Source organism: Streptomyces sp. NPDC054841, from assembly GCF_053611045.1.
Genome location: NZ_JBSGZO010000138.1, coordinates 1 through 18340, shown reverse-complemented (window position 1 = coordinate 18340; position 18340 = coordinate 1). Strand labels below are relative to the sequence as shown.

18 protein-coding genes and 1 pseudogene are annotated in these 18340 nt (G+C 70.3%); 9 read left to right on the top strand and 10 right to left on the bottom strand.

Annotated features, from left to right (window positions below; genetic code table 11):
• Window positions 1–50 precede the first annotated feature (50 nt).
• Both ACWGI8_RS19835 and ACWGI8_RS19830 read right to left on the bottom strand, forming a co-directional pair.
• On the bottom strand, window positions 51–1685 hold the full coding sequence (locus ACWGI8_RS19835) for a solute symporter family protein (RefSeq protein WP_453662563.1): 1635 nt from the start codon (window positions 1683–1685) through the stop codon (window positions 51–53).
• Window positions 1682–2047 (bottom strand): DUF485 domain-containing protein, encoded by a 366-nt coding sequence (locus ACWGI8_RS19830; protein WP_453662561.1) that lies wholly within the window; start codon window positions 2045–2047, stop codon window positions 1682–1684. Before ACWGI8_RS19830 ends, ACWGI8_RS19835 begins: the two co-directional genes overlap by 4 nt.
• A gap of 280 nt (window positions 2048–2327) precedes the next feature.
• Between ACWGI8_RS19830 and ACWGI8_RS19825 the strand changes: the two genes are divergently transcribed.
• Both ACWGI8_RS19825 and ACWGI8_RS19820 read left to right on the top strand, forming a co-directional pair.
• The gene (locus ACWGI8_RS19825; RefSeq protein ID WP_453662559.1) at window positions 2328–3881 is read left to right on the top strand and encodes a S8 family peptidase; all 1554 of its coding nucleotides are present in this window, start codon (window positions 2328–2330) and stop codon (window positions 3879–3881) included.
• 86 nt (window positions 3882–3967) lie between these two features.
• Window positions 3968–5392, top strand: coding sequence for a CoA transferase (locus ACWGI8_RS19820; protein ID WP_453662558.1), 1425 nt, complete (start codon window positions 3968–3970; stop codon window positions 5390–5392).
• A gap of 289 nt (window positions 5393–5681) precedes the next feature.
• On the opposite strand, the gene ACWGI8_RS19815 is transcribed toward ACWGI8_RS19820, so the two are convergent.
• The 3 genes from ACWGI8_RS19815 to ACWGI8_RS19805 all read right to left on the bottom strand — a co-directional run bounded on the left by ACWGI8_RS19815 (window position 5682) and on the right by ACWGI8_RS19805 (window position 7104).
• Window positions 5682–5861 carry a hypothetical protein gene (locus tag ACWGI8_RS19815; RefSeq protein WP_453662556.1) on the bottom strand — a complete coding sequence of 60 codons (180 nt, stop codon included), beginning with the start codon at window positions 5859–5861 and terminating at the stop codon, window positions 5682–5684.
• A 2-nt stretch (window positions 5862–5863) separates the two neighbouring features.
• Complete coding sequence (locus ACWGI8_RS19810) at window positions 5864–6205, bottom strand: DUF397 domain-containing protein (RefSeq protein ID WP_453662554.1); 342 nt, start codon at window positions 6203–6205, stop codon at window positions 5864–5866.
• 581 nt (window positions 6206–6786) lie between these two features.
• Window positions 6787–7104, bottom strand: coding sequence for a hypothetical protein (locus ACWGI8_RS19805; RefSeq protein WP_453662552.1), 318 nt, complete (start codon window positions 7102–7104; stop codon window positions 6787–6789).
• A 188-nt stretch (window positions 7105–7292) separates the two neighbouring features.
• Here ACWGI8_RS19805 and ACWGI8_RS19800 point away from each other — a divergent pair, with 188 nt between their 5' ends.
• Together ACWGI8_RS19800 and ACWGI8_RS19795 are read left to right on the top strand one after the other, a co-directional pair.
• Window positions 7293–8507 carry a helix-turn-helix transcriptional regulator gene (locus ACWGI8_RS19800; RefSeq protein ID WP_453662550.1) on the top strand — a complete coding sequence of 405 codons (1215 nt, stop codon included), beginning with the start codon at window positions 7293–7295 and terminating at the stop codon, window positions 8505–8507.
• Window positions 8508–8597: 90 nt separating this feature from the next.
• Window positions 8598–8798: a hypothetical protein gene (locus ACWGI8_RS19795; protein WP_453662549.1), complete on the top strand. Its 201-nt coding sequence runs from the start codon at window positions 8598–8600 to the stop codon at window positions 8796–8798.
• Here the strand turns inward: ACWGI8_RS19795 and ACWGI8_RS19790 are convergent.
• The 5 genes from ACWGI8_RS19790 to ACWGI8_RS19770 form a co-directional block, all read right to left on the bottom strand.
• Window positions 8795–9505, bottom strand: coding sequence for a VIT1/CCC1 transporter family protein (locus tag ACWGI8_RS19790; protein WP_453662548.1), 711 nt, complete (start codon window positions 9503–9505; stop codon window positions 8795–8797). The genes ACWGI8_RS19795 and ACWGI8_RS19790 overlap by 4 nt on opposite strands.
• Before the next feature lie 25 nt (window positions 9506–9530).
• Window positions 9531–10760 carry an amidohydrolase family protein gene (locus ACWGI8_RS19785; protein WP_453662546.1) on the bottom strand — a complete coding sequence of 410 codons (1230 nt, stop codon included), beginning with the start codon at window positions 10758–10760 and terminating at the stop codon, window positions 9531–9533.
• Window positions 10757–12052, bottom strand: coding sequence for an amidohydrolase family protein (locus tag ACWGI8_RS19780; RefSeq protein WP_453662544.1), 1296 nt, complete (start codon window positions 12050–12052; stop codon window positions 10757–10759). The genes ACWGI8_RS19785 and ACWGI8_RS19780 overlap by 4 nt, the downstream gene beginning before the upstream one ends.
• A gap of 209 nt (window positions 12053–12261) precedes the next feature.
• Window positions 12262–13146 carry an SDR family NAD(P)-dependent oxidoreductase gene (locus ACWGI8_RS19775; protein WP_453662543.1) on the bottom strand — a complete coding sequence of 295 codons (885 nt, stop codon included), beginning with the start codon at window positions 13144–13146 and terminating at the stop codon, window positions 12262–12264.
• Window positions 13143–13949 (bottom strand): acetoacetate decarboxylase family protein, encoded by an 807-nt coding sequence (locus ACWGI8_RS19770; protein ID WP_453662541.1) that lies wholly within the window; start codon window positions 13947–13949, stop codon window positions 13143–13145. Before ACWGI8_RS19770 ends, ACWGI8_RS19775 begins: the two co-directional genes overlap by 4 nt.
• A gap of 548 nt (window positions 13950–14497) precedes the next feature.
• On the opposite strand from ACWGI8_RS19770, the gene ACWGI8_RS19765 reads away from it, so the two are divergent.
• From ACWGI8_RS19765 to ACWGI8_RS19745, 5 genes and pseudogenes are all read left to right on the top strand, one after another.
• Window positions 14498–14644 carry a hypothetical protein gene (locus tag ACWGI8_RS19765; protein ID WP_453662539.1) on the top strand — a complete coding sequence of 49 codons (147 nt, stop codon included), beginning with the start codon at window positions 14498–14500 and terminating at the stop codon, window positions 14642–14644.
• Window positions 14645–14987: 343 nt separating this feature from the next.
• A pseudogene (locus ACWGI8_RS19760) lies at window positions 14988–15955 on the top strand (DEDDh family exonuclease).
• A gap of 104 nt (window positions 15956–16059) precedes the next feature.
• Complete coding sequence (locus tag ACWGI8_RS19755) at window positions 16060–16293, top strand: hypothetical protein (RefSeq protein ID WP_453662537.1); 234 nt, start codon at window positions 16060–16062, stop codon at window positions 16291–16293.
• Between the two features lie 152 nt (window positions 16294–16445).
• Window positions 16446–17306, top strand: coding sequence for an SURF1 family cytochrome oxidase biogenesis protein (locus ACWGI8_RS19750; protein ID WP_453662535.1), 861 nt, complete (start codon window positions 16446–16448; stop codon window positions 17304–17306).
• 133 nt (window positions 17307–17439) lie between these two features.
• Entirely contained in the window at window positions 17440–18195 is a 756-nt protein-coding gene (locus tag ACWGI8_RS19745) for an SDR family oxidoreductase (protein WP_453662533.1), read from the top strand.
• Window positions 18196–18340: the final 145 nt, after the last annotated feature.

The window sequence follows — 18340 nt, the reverse complement described above, 5'->3', positions numbered from 1 at the left end:
TCGTAGGACCCTACGACGCGGCCGCGGTCATGCGTATGAAGGATTCCTCCTCAGTGGGCGCCGATGCCTGTGAGGGACTTGACCTCCAGCTCTGCGTACTTGCCCGCGTCCGGCTCCTCCTTCGAGAGCAGGGAGCCGATCCAGCCGAGCAGGAAGCCCAGCGGGATGGAGACGAGGCCGGGGTTCTCCAGCGGGAACCAGGCGAAGTCCGCGGACGGGAACATCGAGGACGGCTTGCCGGAGACGACCGGGGAGAACAGCACCAGGACCACCGACGAGATCAGGCCGCCGTAGATCGACCACAGGGCGCCCTGTGTGGTGAACCTCTTCCAGAACAGGCTGTAGAGGATCGTGGGCAGATTAGCGGAGGCGGCGACCGCGAAGGCGAGCGCGACCAGTCCTGCCACGTTCAGATCACGGGCCATCGCGCCGAGGGCGATGGAGACGATGCCGATGAAGACGGTCGCCCAGCGGGCCGCGCGGACCTCTTCCTTCTCGCTGGCCTGTCCCCTGCGGATGACGTTGGCGTAGATGTCGTGCGCGAAGGACGACGAGGACGCCAGGGTGAGTCCGGCGACGACGGCGAGGATGGTGGCGAAGGCCACCGCGGAGATCACGGCGAGCAGGATCGCGCCGCCCGCCGAGTCGACGCCGCCGATGTGCAGGGCGAGCAGGGGCGCGGCGGTGTTGCCCGCCTTGTTGGAGGCGGTGATCTCCTCCGGACCGACGAGCGCGGCCGCGCCGAAGCCCAGCGCGATCGTCATCAGATAGAACCCGCCGATGATGCCGATGGCCCAGATGACCGACTTACGGGCGGCCTTGGCGGTGGGCACGGTGTAGAAGCGGATCAGGATGTGCGGCAGGCCCGCGGTGCCGAGCACCAGCGCGATGCCGAGCGAGATGAAGTCCAGCTTGGAGGTGCTGGTGGCGCCGTACTTGAGGCCGGGCTCCAGGAAGGCCGCGCCCTTGCCGCTCTGCTCGGCGGCCTTGCCGAGCAGGTCGGAGACATTGAAGTTGAACTTCCACAGCACCAGGAAGGTGATGAGCAGGGTGCCCGCGATGAGCAGGACGGCCTTGACCATCTGTACCCAGGTGGTGCCCTTCATGCCGCCGATGGTGACGTAGAGGATCATCAGAACGCCGACCAGGCCGACGATCGCGACCTTGCCCGCGTCGCTGGTGATGCCGAGCAGCAGCGAGACGAGCACGCCGGCACCCGCCATCTGCGCGAGCAGATAGAAGATCGAGACCACGATGGTGGAGGTTCCGGCGGCGGTACGGACCGGGCGCTGGCGCATGCGATAGGCGAGGACGTCGCCCATGGTGAAGCGGCCGGAGTTGCGCAGCGGTTCGGCGACGAGCAGCAGGGCGACCAGCCAGGCGACCAGGAAGCCGATGGAGTAGAGGAAGCCGTCGTACCCGAAGAGTGCGATCGCACCGGCGATACCGAGGAAGGACGCGGCGGACATGTAGTCGCCGGAGATGGCGAGGCCGTTCTGGAAGCCGGTGAACTGGCGGCCGCCGGCGTAGAAGTCGGCGGCGTCCTTGGTCTGCCGGCCTGCCCAGACGGTGATGAACAGCGTCGCGACGACGAAGGCCGCGAAGAGCGTAATGATCAGCGGCCGGTGCTCGGCGGTGGCGCTCGATGCCGCGAGCTGTACGTTCTGGAGGGTGGTGCTGCTCATGCGTCGGCCTCCATCCGGGACTTGATCGCCTCCGCCTTGGGGTCGAGATTGTCGGCCGCGTGCCGCGAGTAGACCCAGGCGATGAGGAAGGTGGTGGCGAACTGGGCGAGCCCGAGGACAAGGGCCACGTTGATGTTGCCGAAGAGCTTGGTGCCCATGAAGCCGCCCGCGTAGTTGGACAGCAGGACGTACAGCAGGTACCAGGTGATGAAGGCGATGGTCAGGGGGAAGGCGAAGGAGCGGTAGGTGCGGCGCAGTTCGCCGAATTCCGCACTTTCCTGCACCTCGACGAACGACTCTGTCGTGAGCTGGACGGGACTGGTGTCCGTGCCGCCGGGCGGCGGCGGTGCATCGGTAGCCACGGAATCTCCTCGCGACGCGGGTGCGGTAGGCATGGACGGTTAAGACCTCTGCATGTGCGGGGGGAGCGGTGATGTTGCTCCTCCCCCTGACAACGGCACGGAAGGCACCCCGAAGCGGTTCACCTTGGGCCTTTTCCTGTCGGGAGTTTCCGGCGAACTTTCCGTACCGCGCCCCGAAGTCGTTGATTTGTGCTGATAAATGGCGATAGCTTCGCTCGTCACGTACCCGCCCGTTCACGCGCCGTGTCCGGGCGGCTCACCAGGACGATGTGGAGACCCCGTGGCTCATCTGCCGGCCGGACTCAAGCGCGCAACAGCTCTGCCCACCGGTCTGGCACTCACGGCGTCACTCGGATTCCTGCCCGCGGGTGCGGCGACGGCCGCACCCTCCGACGACATTCCCACTGCCGTCACGGCGAGCGGCCCGAATCTGAGCGGCCCGAATCTGTCGTACGTCGTCAACACCTCCGGCGGTCACTTCAGCGCCACGTCGGTGATGCAGGCGATCGAGCGGGCCGGCGGCACGGTGGTGATCACCTACGACCGGATCGGCGTCATCGTCGTCCACTCGCGGAACCCCGGCTTCGCGCGGCAGATCCGCACGGTGCCGGGTGTCGCCTCGGCGGGTGCCACCCGCACCAGCCCGCTGGCCGAGCAGACCGACGACGCCATCGACGCGGAACAGCCGCTCACCCCCGCGCAGATGAAGGCGGCCGCGGCGAACGCGACCGACGAGCAGGATCCGCTGGAGCCGCTGCAGTGGGACCTGCCCGCCATCAAGGCGGACCAGGCGCACCGGCGGACGCTGGGCAGCAGCAACGTCACGGTCGCCGTCCTCGACTCGGGCGTCGACGACACCCACCCGGACATCGCGCCGAACTTCGACCGTGCGGGATCGGCCGACTGCGTGAGCGGCGTGCCGGTCTCCAAGGACGGGGCCTGGCGGCCGACGGCCGCCGAGAGCGACCACGGCACGCATGTGGCGGGCACCATCGCCGCCGCCAGGAACGGCTTCGGCGTCACCGGTGTCGCTCCGGGTGTGAAGGTCTCCAGCATCAAGGTGGTCAACCCGGACGGGTTCTACAACACCGAGGCCGTCCTCTGCGGCTTCATGTGGGCCGCCGACCACGGGGCCGATGTGACCAACAGCAGCTTCTACACCGACCCGTGGCTCTACAACTGCAAGACCGACGAGGACCAGAAGGCCCTGGTCGAGACGCTCACCCGGGCCACCCGGTACGCGGAGCGCAAGGGCGCGGTGAACGTCGCCTCGGCCGGCAACTCCCGTACGGACCTCGCCGGCGGCGAGGTCACCGACACGACCAGCCCGAACGACACCACCCCGGTGTCGCGGGTCGTCGATCTGCGCGAGTGCCTGGAGATCCCGGCCATGCTGCCGGATCTCGTCACGGTCTCGGCGACCGGCGCCAAGGGCCTGAAGTCGTCGTACTCGAACTACGGCCTGGGGGTCGTCGACATCGCGGCGCCGGGCGGTGACTCCACGGCGTACCAGCCGCCGGAGGCTCCGGCCACCAATGGCCGGATCCTTTCGACGACGTTCAAGGGCGGCCACACCTGGACCTACAAGGCCGGCACGTCCATGGCGTCCCCGCATGTCGCGGGTGTCGTCGCGCTCATCAGGTCGAAGCACCCGTACATCTCGCCGACCGGGGTGAAGGCGCTGCTGTACGCGCAGGCCGACGAGCACGGCTGCACCAACCCGTACGACTACGACGGCGACGGCAAGGTCGACGCGGTGTGCGAGGGCGGGGAGAGCGAGAACGGCTTCTACGGGGCCGGGATGACGGACGCACTGGACGCGGTGCGCTGGTAAGGCGGTTGGAGGGAGGGCCCGGGCGTGAACGGTCGCGTCCGGCCCTTTCCATGTCCGCGCCTGGCACCGGGTGCCATAGTGCGGGGATGACTGACACTCCTTCACGCGGCGGGCGCGAGGGGCTCGATGGGCACAGCGGGCGCGAGGGGCTCCAGGGGGCCGACAGGTCCGGCGGGTCGCTCACTCCCGGAAGGTCCGGCGGTACGGAGCGGCTGTGGGCGGCGCTCGGCGGCGACCCCGGACTCACCGGGCGGGTCTCGTACGGCGGCCCGTCGGGGCTGCTCGCGGCCCGGCTGCCGGTCATGGAGCTGGCCCGCGCCACGGTGGCGGTGTGCTCGCTCGCGGCGGCGGAGCACGCCGCGCGCGGCGCCGGCGGTCCGGTCCCGGCGGTGCGGGTCGACGACGGAGCGGTGGCCACGGCGTTCGTGAGCGAGCGGCACCTGCTGGTGGACGGACGGCCCCCCGTCACGTTCGCGCCGTTGTCCCGCTTCTGGCGCACGGCCGACGGCTGGGTGCGTACGCACGCCAACTACCCGCACCACCGGGCCGCCCTGCTGGCCGCGCTGGGCACGGACGAGGACGGTGTGGAGGAAGCGCTCGCCGGGCGGCGGGCGCGGGACGCCGAGGAGGCGGTGTACGCGGCAGGAGGCCTGGCGGTCGCGGTGCGTACGCCCGAGGAGTGGGCGGCGCATCCACAGGGCGCGGCCGCGGCGCGGCAGCCGCTGGTTGTCCGGGAGCGGCTCGACGACGCGGCTCCCCGGCGCCGGTCCGGCGGGCTGCGGGTCCTCGATCTGACCCGGGTCATCGCAGGCCCCGTGGCCACCCGTACGCTCGCGCTGCTCGGCGCGGATGTGCTGCGCATCGACCCGCCCCGGCTGACCGAACTCCCGGACCAGCACGCCGACACCGGCTTCGGCAAGCGGTCCGCGACGCTCGACCTGAACAGCCCTGGGGACCGGCGGACCTTCGGCGAGCTCCTGGACCGGGCGGATGTGCTGGTCACGGGCTACCGCCCGGGCGCGCTGGACCGGTTCGGCCTGGCCAGGCCGGGTCTGGTCGTGGCCCAGCTGTCGGCGTGGGGCGACGAGGGTCCGTGGGGCGGACGGCGCGGCTTCGACAGCCTCGTCCAGGCCGCCAGTGGCATCGCCCTGTCCGAGGGTTCGGCGGACGCTCCCGGCGCCCTGCCCGCGCAGGCTCTCGACCACGGCACGGGCTATCTGCTCGCGGCGGCGGTGCTCAGATCCCTGACCGAGCAGGAGGACGACGGCGGTACCCGTCTGGTCCGGCTGGCGCTGGCCCGTACGGCGCGCTTCCTGATGCACGGGCTGTCGCCGGCGCCGCCCGGGACCGGCGAAGCCGGGGCGGACGATCCCGGCCGCCGTACGGCCGAGACCGACAGCCCGCTCGGCAGGCTGCGGTACGCGCTGCCGCCGGTGTCGTTCGCTGGCGGCCCGGAGGACTGGTCACGCCCGCCGGGCATGTGGGGCGCGGACGCGCCGACGTGGGCGTAGAGCGCCTGCGGCGGGCCCACGCGGCGGAGCGCGCATCGACACTGCCCCTCCCCGCCCCTTCCCGAACCGGGGCTCCGCCCGGTGCGCTTTCCTAGTAGTGGGTGCGCCTGACCTGCGGAAACGAGCGGAATCCAAAGGTAGCGCGCGGTCCTGGGCGCCAGATACCGAGTCCGAACCGTTACCGTTCCAGGACTCCGCCCATGACATACCGGACACGGCACAGCGCCCCCCAGCCGCCCAGGGGAGGAAGGGCAGTTGGGGGGCGCAGGTGCTCAGTGGCAGTCGGCTCCTATCCGGAAGTGAGCTGCCCCTTGCGGGTGGCTCCGCCGCAGGTCTCACACGAGACGACGACCGCGCCCCCATATACGACGAGCGCCACGGTGTTGCGGCCCTTGCACTCCCGGCACGGGGAGCCGTTGAACCGCTTCTGCACGTGCGCGAACGCCGCGGTGACCTCTTGCGCGTTCATGGTCAGTCAGCCACGACGTCCGCGGCCTGCTTCATCTCCACGTCAGTCGCCATGAGATCGTCGAACTCACCGGCGCAGACGCCATCGGCGAACTTCGTGAACTCGGCACGCGTGAAGTACAGCACCGGGCTGGCGGGGTCCTTGTCGTCGGACATGGCCACCATGCGGGTACCGTCCGGGACGTGCGGGTGAGGGTGGCTGTCGGCGTCCGGCGCCGTGGCGACGATCACGCAGTCCTTGAGGATCGGGTCCAGGTCGGTGCGGCTGGACTTGCGCCAGTCCAGGCCCGGGGCGTTGTGATTCTCGTACGTCTTGGTGCTGCGTCCGTTGGTGATGGTGCCCATGGTGAATTCCCTTCCTTGCCTTGCGGGGATTCGGTCCCCGCGCCGTTTGGTACAGCGCCCCTCAACCGCGCGATGACGGCTGGCAGTTGAGGGGGCGCGGCCCGTGCCGGATCGGCGGGGGTACACCGGCACGGGGGTCATTCGTCGCGGCCCTTGCCCGGAATCGGCCGCCATCGGGCTTCTTGCTGGTCTTGCTGGGGCGCCTATGCGGGCGCTGCGTGTTGGCGCGAATCCCGATAGGTGCGCCACAGGTGTTGACCGGCCGCACAGCCGCTATCGGCCTTGTCGGCAGTGGTGCAGCCTGCGCAGCCCTGGGCGTGCTCCAGCCACGCCCCGTACGCCTGTAGCGTGGCGCTGTCTGCTGACATGAGTACGGCCCCGATGCGCCCGGTCCGGGTCACAGCGTCGCCCCTCTGGCCTGTCGACTTGCCTTGCAGGGCGGGCATTCGCAGGGCGGGAATCGGAATCCCGCATCGGACGGCTTGTCCGGGGGGCACAGGTGCGTGACCTTGTCCTGAACTTCTGTCCGGGCGCCTGTCTCGCCATTGACCCGATACACAGCGATGGTGATAGCCATGTGATCACGCGCCCTTTCCGGTCACCGCATGGCGCCAGTCCTCGCCCAGGTGACACAGCAGGTAGGGCCGGACCAGGGCCATGGGACGCTCCCAGGGCGTGGGCGGGAACCACTGTGCGCGAGGCTCCGGCAGGGTCGGCACGCATGGGGCGCGCCTCTCGCGCTGCCTGCGCGCTGCGACCAGTCGGGCGCCGCATACGGCGGGGTCGAGTTGGGCGTTTGCCTGGGCGGCAGCCTGGGGCGCCTGGGCCCTGTGCCTGCCAGGCGGCCCGATGAGCACCGCTGTCACCCAATCGAGTGCGCGGCGGATAGTCTCTGTCACGTCGTCCCGCTCCATTCGGGTCGGCCATGCCCCAGGGCCGTTCGCGCGGTCGCTGGGGTCCTTGTGTCTGGCCACGCTGCCGCGCTGCATGCAGGCTGCACCACGGCAGAAGTGCCGCATTTAGGCAGCGTGTTGGCTGCACGCGGTACGCTGACCAGCGGAGACGGCATCCCGGACGGAGTACGGGCATGGCAGGTAAGCGGCAGCGCCTAGCGCGGCGCCGGAAGGCGAGCGGGTACACACAAGAACAGTTCGCGGACGCCCTGAGCGTCGACCGCACCACGGTGCAGCGCTGGGAGCGGGGCGAGGTAGACCCCCAACCGCACCAACGGCCGAAGATGGCAAAGCTCTTGCGGCTCACGTCCAGAGAGCTGGACGAATTGCTAGCGGCGGATGCTCTGCCCGTTGCTGCGGCGCCCAGTTGGATAACTCCGACTCAGCCGACCAACGATGATGAGATGGCCGCTTGGGAATTGACTCGACGCGTGCAGGCAAGCGACGTTGGGACGGAAACACTCACGCGCCTAGAGCGCACCTTTGATGAATTGGCGACGGCATACCCGGTCACTCCTCCGGCCGAACTACTGGAGCGCGTACGGCAGCACTCCGCGTATGTCGTGCACCTACTCGACGCACGCAAGACGCTTTCGGAACATCGGCGCTTGCTGGTCGTCGGGGGTTGGCTGTCCCTGCTTGGTGCAACGCTGCATATCGACTTGAAACAAGAGCACGCGGCAACGGCCAGACTGCAAGCCGCGGTGACGCTCGCGCGGCAAGCAGAACACCCGGAAATCGAAGCATGGTGCTACGAAACCGACGCGTGGCGCGTGCTGACGAATGGCGACTATGTGCGGGCGCTTGAACTGTCCCTAGCCGCTCAGGACATCGCACCTGCGGGAGCGTCGGCCCTGATTCAGGCCACCGCCCAGGAAGGGCGGGCACGCGCGAGGCTTGGCCAAGCCAAAGACACATACGTGGCTATTGACCGGGTGCAGAAGATGGCTGCCACGCTGGAGATTTCGGAGCGCCCGACAGAGCACCATTACCAGTACGACCCTGCAAAGGCACTCGCCTACACAGCAACTACCCTCGCATGGTTGGGCGATGCTGCCGCGGAGCCGTACGCGCGTGAGGTCATTAAGCGTCTGAGTCCCTCCAACGACGTCAGCAAATGGCCCCGCCGTGTGGCCTCCGCCAACATCGATTTGGCGCTAGTTCTCCTCGCAGGCAACCGCCTTGACGAAGCCTGTGATTCCGCCCAGAAAGCCATGCTGAGCGGCAGGGTAGTGCCGTCCAATCATTGGCGAGCGCTGGAAGTGGTCAACGTGGTTGAGGCCAGACAGCTACCGGAGGCGCCCGACCTGCGCGAGGCGTATGAGGGTTTAAAAGCCATCGAAGCGTAAGACTTTCCGCTCCACACCCTGCAGATCATCGACCAGTCGTCGCTCGATCTCGCCACCGTGGTGCGTCATCGAGGACTGACCGAACTGTACGTGGGTCGCAGCCGACTCGCCTGCGGCCTCGAACCGTTGCGGGAGCTGCCCAGGCTGACCCGCCTGTCACTCGGCGACTGCGGCTACGTCGACATCTCGCCGCTGGCCGGCAACGAGCAGCTCGAGATCTTCGCCCACAAGGGGACGCTGCTCACCGGCGAGGAGCTGTTTCCGCCCGGCCGCGTGGTCCGGAAGCCCTAAACCCCCGCCGCACCCAGCAACGACCCCGCCGCGTACGTCACCCCCATCGCCAGCGCTCCCCCGCCCACGTTCCGCACCACCGCCCGCCCCACCGGCGCCGCCCCCAGCCGCGCGCTCCACCAGCCGGTGAAGCTCAGCGCGACGAGCACCGACGCCACGGTCACCCACAGCCGCACCGTCGCGGGCGGGAGCACGATGGCCAGCAGCGGCAGCAGCGCGCCCACCGTGAACGCCAGGAAGCTCGCGCCCGCAGCGTGCCAGGGGTCGGCCAGCTCGTCGGGGTTGATGCCCAGCTCGACCCGCGCATGCGCGCGCAGGGCGTCGCGTTCGGTGAGCTGGACCGCGGCCTCGCGGGCCACCTCGCGCGAGAGGCCGCGGTCCTCCAACAGGTTGGTGAGCTCGTCGAGTTCGGCCTCCGGCTGCTCCCGCAGTTCGCGCTTCTCGACGGCCAGCGCCGCCCTCTCGGAGTCGCGCTGGGTGGAGACCGAGACGTACTCGCCGGCCGCCATGGACATGGAGCCGGCGAGCAGTCCGGCGAGGCCGGCGGTGAGCAGGGCCGCCCGGTCGCTGGTCGCGCCCGCGACGCCGACGACGAGGCCCGCGGTGGAGACGATGCCGTCGTTGGCGCCGAGTACCGCGGCGCGGAGCCAGTTGAGGCGGGTGCCAAGGGGTTCGCCGTGGGGCTCGTGGTGCGTCGGTTCGGTCACCCGGGGAGGGTCTCATCCCGGACGGTCACCAGACGCGTACCGACCCGCCCGGGGCGAAGGCGGGGCTGGTGGCGTCGGCCGGGGCCTCCTTCAGGGGTTCGGCGATTTCCGGGACCGTGGGGCCGACTTGCGCCGCGATGCCGTCCAGCAGATCGAGATCGAAGCCGTACACCCGGGCCGCGTTCCCGCCCGCCATCGCCGCTATCTCCTCGCGCGGCAGGCCCGCGTAGGCGATGCGGAGGCCTTCGCGGGAGTACGGGGCCGTGCCCTCGTCGTGCGGGTAGTCACTCCCCCACATGATCTTGTCGAGGCCGATCCGGTCGCGCAGCGGCACCTCATGGGGGCGCATGAAGCTCGCGCCGACGAAGCAGTTGTCGCGCCAGACCTCGCTCGGGCCCTTGCCCATCGAGGCGGCAAGACCGGCACCGAACTTGGACTCCGCGGTGGAGGCCCGGGAAGCCGCGGCGACGAGCCGCCCGTGGTAGTAGTCGAGCATCTCGACGACCGCCGGGATCCAGCCCGAGCCCTGTTCGGTCAGCACCAGTTTCAGCCCGGGGTGGCGGCGGAAGGCACCGCCGAAGATCAGGTGCCAGAGCGCCCGGTGCGAGAACCACGTCGTCTCCACCATGAAGACGGCCCGCGCGGCCGGTTCGTCGCCGAGCGGCGGGGAGGCGGATCCGCCGTGGTGATTGACCGGTACGTCGAGCTCCTCGCAGACCGCCCACAGAGGGTCGTACGTCGCCGAGTACAGCTCCGGGATGCCGGACCCGGGCGGGGCGCCGGGCAGCAGGATCCCCCCGGTGAGGCCTGACTCCTTGCTGCGGCGGACCTCGGCGACCGCCTCGTCCACGTCGTTCAGCAGGATCTGTGCGACACCCGCCCGGCGGCCGGGGACGAGGGAGCAGAAGTCGGCGAGCCAGCGGTTGTGGGCGCGCAGCCCGGCCCAGCGCTGCTCGTACTCCTCGCGGGTCGGCGCCGGAGCCATCAGCGATGCGGAGGGGAAGAACGGCGGGATGGTGTTGGGAAAGACGACCTCGGCGACGATTCCGTCGGCCTCCAGCTCGGCGACCCTGCGGTCCGAGTTCCAGTTGCGGTCGGCGGTGTCGGCGAGGAGGTCCTCGTACGGATTGACGTATGTCGCCGCCCATGCGTCGAAGTCGTCGTGGTGGCGCTTCTCCAGATACGGCTTGTAGTCGAGGAGATCGGCGCCCGCGTGGCAGTCGGCGGAGATGACCGTGTAGCGGTCCTCGCTCATGGGGACACCCCCAGGGACGGGAAGTCGTGGTCGGTCAGCCAGTGGCGGCCGACCTCGCGCGACCTGGCCCATGACGCCTCGACGGCCGGCTGGTCCTCGGACTGGCCGAGATCGGCCGGGGTCGGGCCGATACGGCGGGCGATCGGGGCCAGCTTGTCGGTGTCGAACCCGAAGACCTCGGCGGCCGCGAGGCCCAGGATGCGACGGGTCTCCGCGACGGGGATGTCGTGGAAGGTGTTCTTCAACCAGGCACGGGTGTTGGGCCAGGTGCCCTCCGGGTGGGGGAAGTCGGAGCCCCAGAGGATGTTGTCGATGCCGATCTCGTACCGCTGGGCGAGTTCGCGCCGTTTGGTGTTGGTGGCACAGATGAAGATCTGCCGGTCCAGATACTCGCTGGGCGGCCGCTTCAGCTCGGCGAAGGGCGAGAGCTTCTTGCCGCCGTGCGCGCCGAGGTAGAGCCGGTCCATGAACCACAACAGGTTGGGCAGCCACCAGCAGCCCGACTCGGCGACGCCGAACTTCAGTCCGGGGTGCCGCTCGAAGACCCCGGACCAGAGCAGGAACCAGAGCGGCCTGGCCAGCCACCAGGTGACCTCGGAGACGTAGATGCCGAGGTGGTCTCCGTACTCGTGGCGGGGCGCGGCGCCGGAGTGGGTGACCAGCGGCATGGCGGTCTCGGCGGCGGCCGCCCAGACGGGGTCGTAACGCCGGTCGTGGTACGGGGCCTTGTCCACCCACATGGAGGGGATCATGAGCGCGCCGAGACCGGATTCCCTGGCCCGGTGGATCTCGGCGACGACACGGTCGACGTCGCCGGTGACGGGGAGGAGGGCGACTCCGCAGTGCCGCACCGCGTTCTCGGCGTTCCCGCCGACGAACTCGGCGAGCCAGCGGTTGTGCGCCTGCGCGCCCGCCATGCCGAGGTCGGGGTCCTGGTCGCCGGAGAGGCCGAGCCCTACGCCGAACGGGGCGGCGGTCCGGCTGTCGACGGCGTCCCCGTCGGGGAAGACGACCTCGGCGGCCACCCCGTCGCCGTCGAGTTCCTTGAGCCGCTGCGCGGTGTCCCAGCCGCCGCGCAGGCCTTCCTCGTTGTCGCTGAACCACTTGCTCGCGAAGGCCTCGTTGCGTACGCCGAGGCGGGTCATCTCCTCGCGGCGGCGGTCGCGCCCGGCGAGGAATTCGTCGAAGTCGCGGTGGAAGCGGGAGTCGAGGTAGGGCCGGTACTGCTCGGTGGGCAGGCCGGCGTGGCAGTCGGAGGAAATGATCAGATATGGGTCGTTCGGCTCTGTCAACGCGCTCACCTCGATCGGGATCGCTGCGGGATGGCTGCGGGATGGCTGCGAAATGTCCGCGGGCTCGCCGCGGATCGCTGCGAGATCACCGCGGATCGGCCGCAGATTCGCGGGCGGATCGGCGGGCGGATCGGCCTCAGATTCGCGGGCCGATTCGCCGCGGAATCGCCGCGAATCCGCCGCGGATTCGCCGTGGACGTGCTCGACGCTCAGTCGAGAATGAAGCTCTCCAAGTAGTCCGGCGCGGAGCGGTTCAGCATCGACTGCGAGCGCGCCCGGATCTGCCGGTCGCTGTGCTCGCTCGCCGGGAGCATCCAGAAGCGGTCGGCCCTGATCCCGTCCACGACATGCGCGGCGACCTCGTCCACCGGTGTGAACGTCACCTCGTGCCCTGCGGCCCTCATCGCCGCCTCCCACTGGTCGAGGCTGCGGTACGGGGTCTTCCGCGGCCGCTCCTTGGCGTAGCGCGACGGCCGGTTGCGGTGCGATTCCCACAGGCGGGTGCGGAGCATGTGCGGGCCGGGAAAGAGGACCGAGGCCCCCACCCGCGCGCCCTCCGCCTTCAGATGCGCGTACAGCGACTCGGTCATTGTCACGACCGCCGCCTTGGTGACGGCGTACACGGACGCGGTGGGCAGCGGGGCGATACCGCCGTCTCCCGACGAGGTGTTGACCACGTGGCCGGGCTCACCGCCGGCGATCATCCGGGGGACGAAGGCCTGGATGCCGTGGAAGACACCCCACACGTTCACGGCGAACGCCCACTTCCAGTCGTTCGGCTCGTGCTCCCACATCCGGCCCTCGGCGCCGGAGCCGACGCCCGCGTTGTTGCACAGCACGTGCACGGCGCCGAAGGTCTCGTAGGCCGCGTCGGCGAGGCGCCGTACGGAGTCCCGGTCCGAGACGTCCACGACCTGGGCGAGGACGTCCGCGCCGCCCGCGACGAGATCGTCCACGGCCTTGCCCAGCGCGCCCTCCTCGACGTCCGCGAGAACGACCCTCAGGCCTTCCTCCGCGAACCTCCGCGCCATCGCCAGTCCGATGCCGCTCGCCGCGCCGGTGACGACGGCGACCTGTCCGCGCGCCAGCCTCATCGGACGCTCCCCTCCGGCGGTCCGTCGAGAATCTGCTGCGGGTCGTCGTAGCGCTGGTGGATGTACGGCAGAAGGGCCTGTGCACTGACCCGTTCCGCCACGCGCCCCTTCTGGTCGGTGGTCTTCTCGCCGATGGTGAGCTCCACCAGCTTCCGTACGGGCAGGTCGGCGACCGGGTCGTACATCGACTCGCGCAGCACGACATCGCCGGTGAGCTGCTCCAGCTTGCGGATCTTCTCGTTGCGCACGCAGTGGACGAGGACCGGCTCGGCGTCGAAGCCCGAGCCGGCTCCGTCCACGGCCGGAAGGAACTTGAAGTAGAAGTCCACCTTCTCGGTGGGCTCGGGCAGTGGCAGCGGGCCGCTCACCGCGCCCCGCACCTCGACGAAAGCGATCCCGTGCCGGGCGAGGGCCGCCCGGACGAGCAGGCCTTCGCGGTCGACGGTCACCTCGCCCAGCTTCTTCGGCTCGCCGAAGACCTCACGGCCGCCGATGAGGGCCCGCTCATGGGTCATCGGCATGACGAGCGGATACCAGCCCTGCTGGTCGCCGTGGGCGGCGGCGACCGCGACAGATCCCGCGCCGAGCGGATAGCCGGGCAGATCGACCTTGCTGATGTTGGCTCGTACGAGGGGGCGTTCGGTGGGTTTGAGCGGCGGCGGCAGAACGGCCGCGACCACGTCCGGGTCGGTCTCCCACACCGCCACGACGCCCGTGGACCAGATGTCGGGGAGTTTGCTGCCGGCTGCGCGGGCGGCCGCGATCTCGGCCTCGGTGCGCGCGCCGTACCGTACGCGTGCCATGTCGTACCACCCTTCGTCGGGGGCGCGTTCCCTGATGCGGGCTGCACAGTTACACGTGCTGGGCAAAGGGTCCAGAGACGTGCGCATCCGATTTCGGCACGCCTCATTCGGGTGAACGCATGGGAAAATCGGTCGGCTTGAGGCAAGAGGCTCGTACTGTTGTACATGCACATCGCAGTTCACCCGCGGCGTCGAGTGGCACCGCCCCCGTACCACCGGAGGATGGTGCGGGGCATCGGACCAGTCAGGCCCAGCCGGACTCGTTGCGCAACAGGGACTCCGCCCGCCGCGAACTGGATCACACGCAGGACGTGTGCCGCCGCCGCAGCGCGTACGCGGGGAACCAGGTCACCCAAGACCGTTCGGGGTGACCCGCTGCACAAGAGCCGGCCCCGCCTCGCAGTGCCCAGGAACGGTAAAGAGCCGTGCACGCCCCGGAGCAGGGGGGCGCCGACCCCGAATCTGGTCGGGCCTGTGAAGGGCCGTGCCGAGCCACACGGTTCCAGATCGTCGGCGTCGTCCTGTGGAGCGGAACCGGGAGCGCGCCCGTGCAGTCACCCGGCGAGGAGGAGCTGTGGGGCACGGAGAGCGCGGAGGACGACCCCGTCCTGGCCCGCGCGCTGGCCCGTCCGACCGACCCGGAGAAGCTGTTCGCCACGTCCGTGAAGGCGCTGGTGGAGGCGCTGCTCGCATGACCGGGGGCAGACGCCCTCGGACCCCCGCCCCTCCGGGACCTGAGGCACGGCCTGTTCGGAACGCCGGGGGCTGGGGCTTGTCAGTACTTGTCAGAGCTTGCCGGAGCTTGTCAGTGCTCGTCGGAGGACTCGCTCCTGCCGCATCACCCGATGCGGTGGCAGCACGCGGCCGGGATCCCTCACCCGTACGGGCAGGATCAGGGCCGCCCCCAGAGCCGCCCTCCGGTGGCTCAGGGGCCGTCATGTGCCGTGCGGACGGAAGCTGTTCTTCTGACCGGCTGCTGCCGGGGTCCCGGACGGGCCGGGACAGCGCTGTCAGTGGCGGCCCGTAAGCTCTGTGACCATGCTCGACGACCGTACGACAGCAGCAGCGTGGCCGACCGCGTACCCACAGGGGTATGCGGTCGTCGACGTGGAGACCACCGGACTCGCCCGCGACGACCGGATAGTGTCGGCTGCCGTCTATCGACTGGACGCCCAGGGCAATGTCGAGGACCACTGGTACACGCTGGTGAATCCCGAGCGGGATCCGGGTCCGGTGTGGATCCACGGTCTGACGAGCGATGTGCTGGAGGGCGCACCCCTCTTCAGTGATATCGCCCATGAGTTCGCGGACCGGCTGGACGGCCGGGTGCTCGTCGCGCACAACGCGATCTTCGACTGGTCCATGATCGCCAGGGAGTACGCACGGGCGGAGCGCGTCGCGCCCGTACGGCAGCGCCTGTGCACCATCGCGCTCTCCAAGGAGCTGGCGCTCCCGCTGCCCAACCACAAGCTGGAGTCGCTCGCGGCGCACTTCGGCGTCGTACAGCGGCGCGCGCACAATGCGCTGGACGACGCGCGGGTGCTGGCCGAGGCGTTCCGGCCGAGTCTGCACACGGCGGCGGAGCGCAATGCGCGGCTGCCGCTGCTGGAGTGCCGGCCCCTGACCGAGTGGTCCTCGGCCCCTCCCGCGCCGCGCGTCGGCCACCAGACGTCGTACCGGCAGAACAGCTGGCGTCCCGCACGCAGGCGGCCCGCGTGCCCGTACCCCAACCCGGGCGCTACGAAGCAGACAAACCACTCAAGCAGGGCATGAGGGTGGCATTCTCCGGTGATACGTCCATCGAGCGGGAGCTGCTGGAGGATCGCGCGATCGAGGCGGGCCTCCATGTCGCGACGAGCGTCTCCCGGCTGACGAGTCTGCTCGTCACGAACGATCCGGACGCGGCGACGTCGAAGACGGTGCGGGCCAAGTCGTTCGACACGCCGATCGTCGACGAGGCCGCGTTCACGCAGTTGCTGAGGGACGTCGCTCCGGCGGAGGCCTGACGGCGCAACATCGCCGAAGGTCCGCTGCGCCGGTCGGGTGCAGCCTCGCCGACCCGCCCGCCTGGATCTTGCTCCGGTCTCCCGCGCTCCGGAGCATGCGGCGCATGGCACGTTGCGAGGTCTGCGGAAACGACTACAGCATGTCCTTCGAGGTGCACGCGCAGGGCGCGGTGCACGTCTTCGACTGCTTCTCCTGCGCCATCCACCGGATGGCGCCCATCTGCGAGCACTGCCGGGTCCAGATCATCGGCCAGGGCGTCGAGGTGGAAGGCCACTGGTACTGCGGCGGTCACTGCGCCCGCGCGGAGGGAAAGGCGGGCATCGTCGACAAAGTGTGAGCCCGCCCCCGGCAGGCCGCCCCGAGCCGCTCCCCGGAGCGCGTCCCCCGACCAGTCCCCCGACGGCCCCCGCTGACCGGATCCCGGGCTGCCCCGCCCAGTCCACGGACCCTCCCTCCGAGCACCCCACGACCGAGTTGTACGGTCGTGGGGTGTACCGCTTCCTGTTGTCCCGGCAGTGGGTGATCCTCACCCTCGTCTTCCTCGTCCTCATTCCCGCGATGGTCGAGCTGGGCTTCTGGCAGCTGCACCGGCACGAGCACCGGGTCGCCCAGAACAAGCTGATCTCGGACAACCTCACCGCGCGGCCGGTCCCCGTCACCGAACTGACCGCCCCGGGTCACACCGTGCCGCGCGCCGACTACTGGCGACGGGTCACCGCGAAGGGGACGTACGACACCGCGCACGAGGTCGTCGTGCGCCGACGCACCAACAGCGACGAACTGGTCGGCGTCCATGTGCTGACCCCGCTGGTCCTCGCCGACGGCCGCGCCGTCCTGGTCAACCGCGGCTGGGTGCCCGCCGCGGCCGACCAGACGGCGTTCCCCGTCGTGCCTCCCGCGCCCAAGGGCGAGGTCACCGTCACCGGCCGGCTGATGGCCGACGAGACGACGGATGCCAGCGGCATCAAGGACCTGCGCGGACTGCCGCCCCGTCAGATCATGCTGATCAACAGTGAGCAGCAGGCGAAGGGCCTCGGCAGGCCCGTGCTCGGCGGCTATCTGCAGCAGACGGCGCCCGAGCCGCCCGGAAGCACGCCCGAGCTGATCGCCGCCCCGGACCACGACTCCATCGGCCCCCACATGGCGTACGCCGTCCAGTGGTGGCTGTTCGCGGCCGGTGTGCCCATCGGCTGGGTCGTCCTCGTACGCCGTGAGAAGCGGGACCGGGCGGCTGCGGCCGCGCAGCCCGCAACCGAACGCGCGTCCGCAACCGAACCCGCGTCCGCGCCCGAACCGGCGGCCCCGGCCGCGTCGGCGTCGGCGTCCACCTCTGCGCAGGGCCCTTCCTAGGGAAGCGCGCCGCGCGAACACTCGGGGCGCGTCGGCCGACGGGCTGCCCGGCCCTGACGGAACGTTCCCGGCCATATCGGACTGTTGGGATCCGCCCTCGCCCGGGCCACGTACGAAACGGCAGGATAGGGCCATGGATCTTGGACTGAAGGACCGTGTCTACGTCGTCACCGGAGCCACCCGGGGCCTGGGGAACGCCGCGGCCCGAGCGCTGGCCGCCGACGGCGCGAAGGTGATCGTCACCGGGCGGGACGAGAAGGCAGCCGCGGACGCGGCAGCCGCGATCGGCCCGGACGCCGTGGGCATCGGGGCGGACAACGCCGACCCGGCGGCCGCCGGGAACCTGATCGCCGCGGCGCGTGAGCAGTTCGGCCGCTTCGACGGCGTTCTGATCAGCGTCGGCGGACCGGCGCCCGGGTTCGTCGCGGACAACACGGACGAGCAGTGGCAGTCGGCGTTCGAATCGGTCTTCCTGGGCGCGGTGCGGCTGGCACGCGAGGCCGCGGCGGCGCTGAGCGACGGAGGGGTCATCGCCTTCGTCCTGTCCGCCTCGGTCCACGAGCCGATCCCGGGGCTGACGATCTCGAACGGCCTCCGCCCCGGCCTGGCCGGCTTCGCCAAGTCCCTCGCCGACGAGCTGGGCCCGCGCGGCATCCGCGTCGTGGGCCTCCTCCCGTCCCGCATCGACACGGACCGCGTCCGCGAACTCGACGCCCTCTCGGGCGACGCGGACGCGGCCCGCACCGCCAACGAGTCCCGCATCCCGCTGCGGCGCTACGGCACCCCGGAGGAGTTCGGGCGTGTGGCGGCGTTCCTTCTGTCCCCCGCGGCGTCGTACCTCACGGGCGTGATGCTCCCGGTCGACGGCGGCGCGCGGCGCGGCTTCTGACGGTCCGGCTGCTCGGGTATCTGCCGCTCGGCTCGTTTCGCGCGTACGGCTCGTTTCGTGCGTACGGCTCGTTTCGTGCGTACGGCGCCGTCGGCTGCGTGAGGGGAATGCGCGCCCGTACGACGCCCGGCCGGTGCCGCTCGCC

Excerpts from the sequence above, each read along its gene's own strand:
- ACWGI8_RS19835 (WP_453662563.1), bottom strand. The coding sequence starts at position 1,685 with ATGAGCAGCACCACCCTCCAGAACGTACAGCTCGCGGCATCGAGCGCC.
- ACWGI8_RS19820 (WP_453662558.1), top strand. The coding sequence starts at position 3,968 with ATGACTGACACTCCTTCACGCGGCGGGCGCGAGGGGCTCGATGGGCAC.
- ACWGI8_RS19815 (WP_453662556.1), bottom strand. The coding sequence starts at position 5,861 with ATGAACGCGCAAGAGGTCACCGCGGCGTTCGCGCACGTGCAGAAGCGG.
- ACWGI8_RS19810 (WP_453662554.1), bottom strand. The coding sequence starts at position 6,205 with ATGGGCACCATCACCAACGGACGCAGCACCAAGACGTACGAGAATCAC.
- ACWGI8_RS19800 (WP_453662550.1), top strand. The coding sequence starts at position 7,293 with ATGGCAGGTAAGCGGCAGCGCCTAGCGCGGCGCCGGAAGGCGAGCGGG.
- ACWGI8_RS19785 (WP_453662546.1), bottom strand. The coding sequence starts at position 10,760 with ATGAGCGAGGACCGCTACACGGTCATCTCCGCCGACTGCCACGCGGGC.
- ACWGI8_RS19775 (WP_453662543.1), bottom strand. The coding sequence starts at position 13,146 with ATGAGGCTGGCGCGCGGACAGGTCGCCGTCGTCACCGGCGCGGCGAGC.
- ACWGI8_RS19770 (WP_453662541.1), bottom strand. The coding sequence starts at position 13,949 with ATGGCACGCGTACGGTACGGCGCGCGCACCGAGGCCGAGATCGCGGCC.
- ACWGI8_RS19755 (WP_453662537.1), top strand. The coding sequence starts at position 16,060 with ATGGCACGTTGCGAGGTCTGCGGAAACGACTACAGCATGTCCTTCGAG.
- ACWGI8_RS19745 (WP_453662533.1), top strand. The coding sequence starts at position 17,440 with ATGGATCTTGGACTGAAGGACCGTGTCTACGTCGTCACCGGAGCCACC.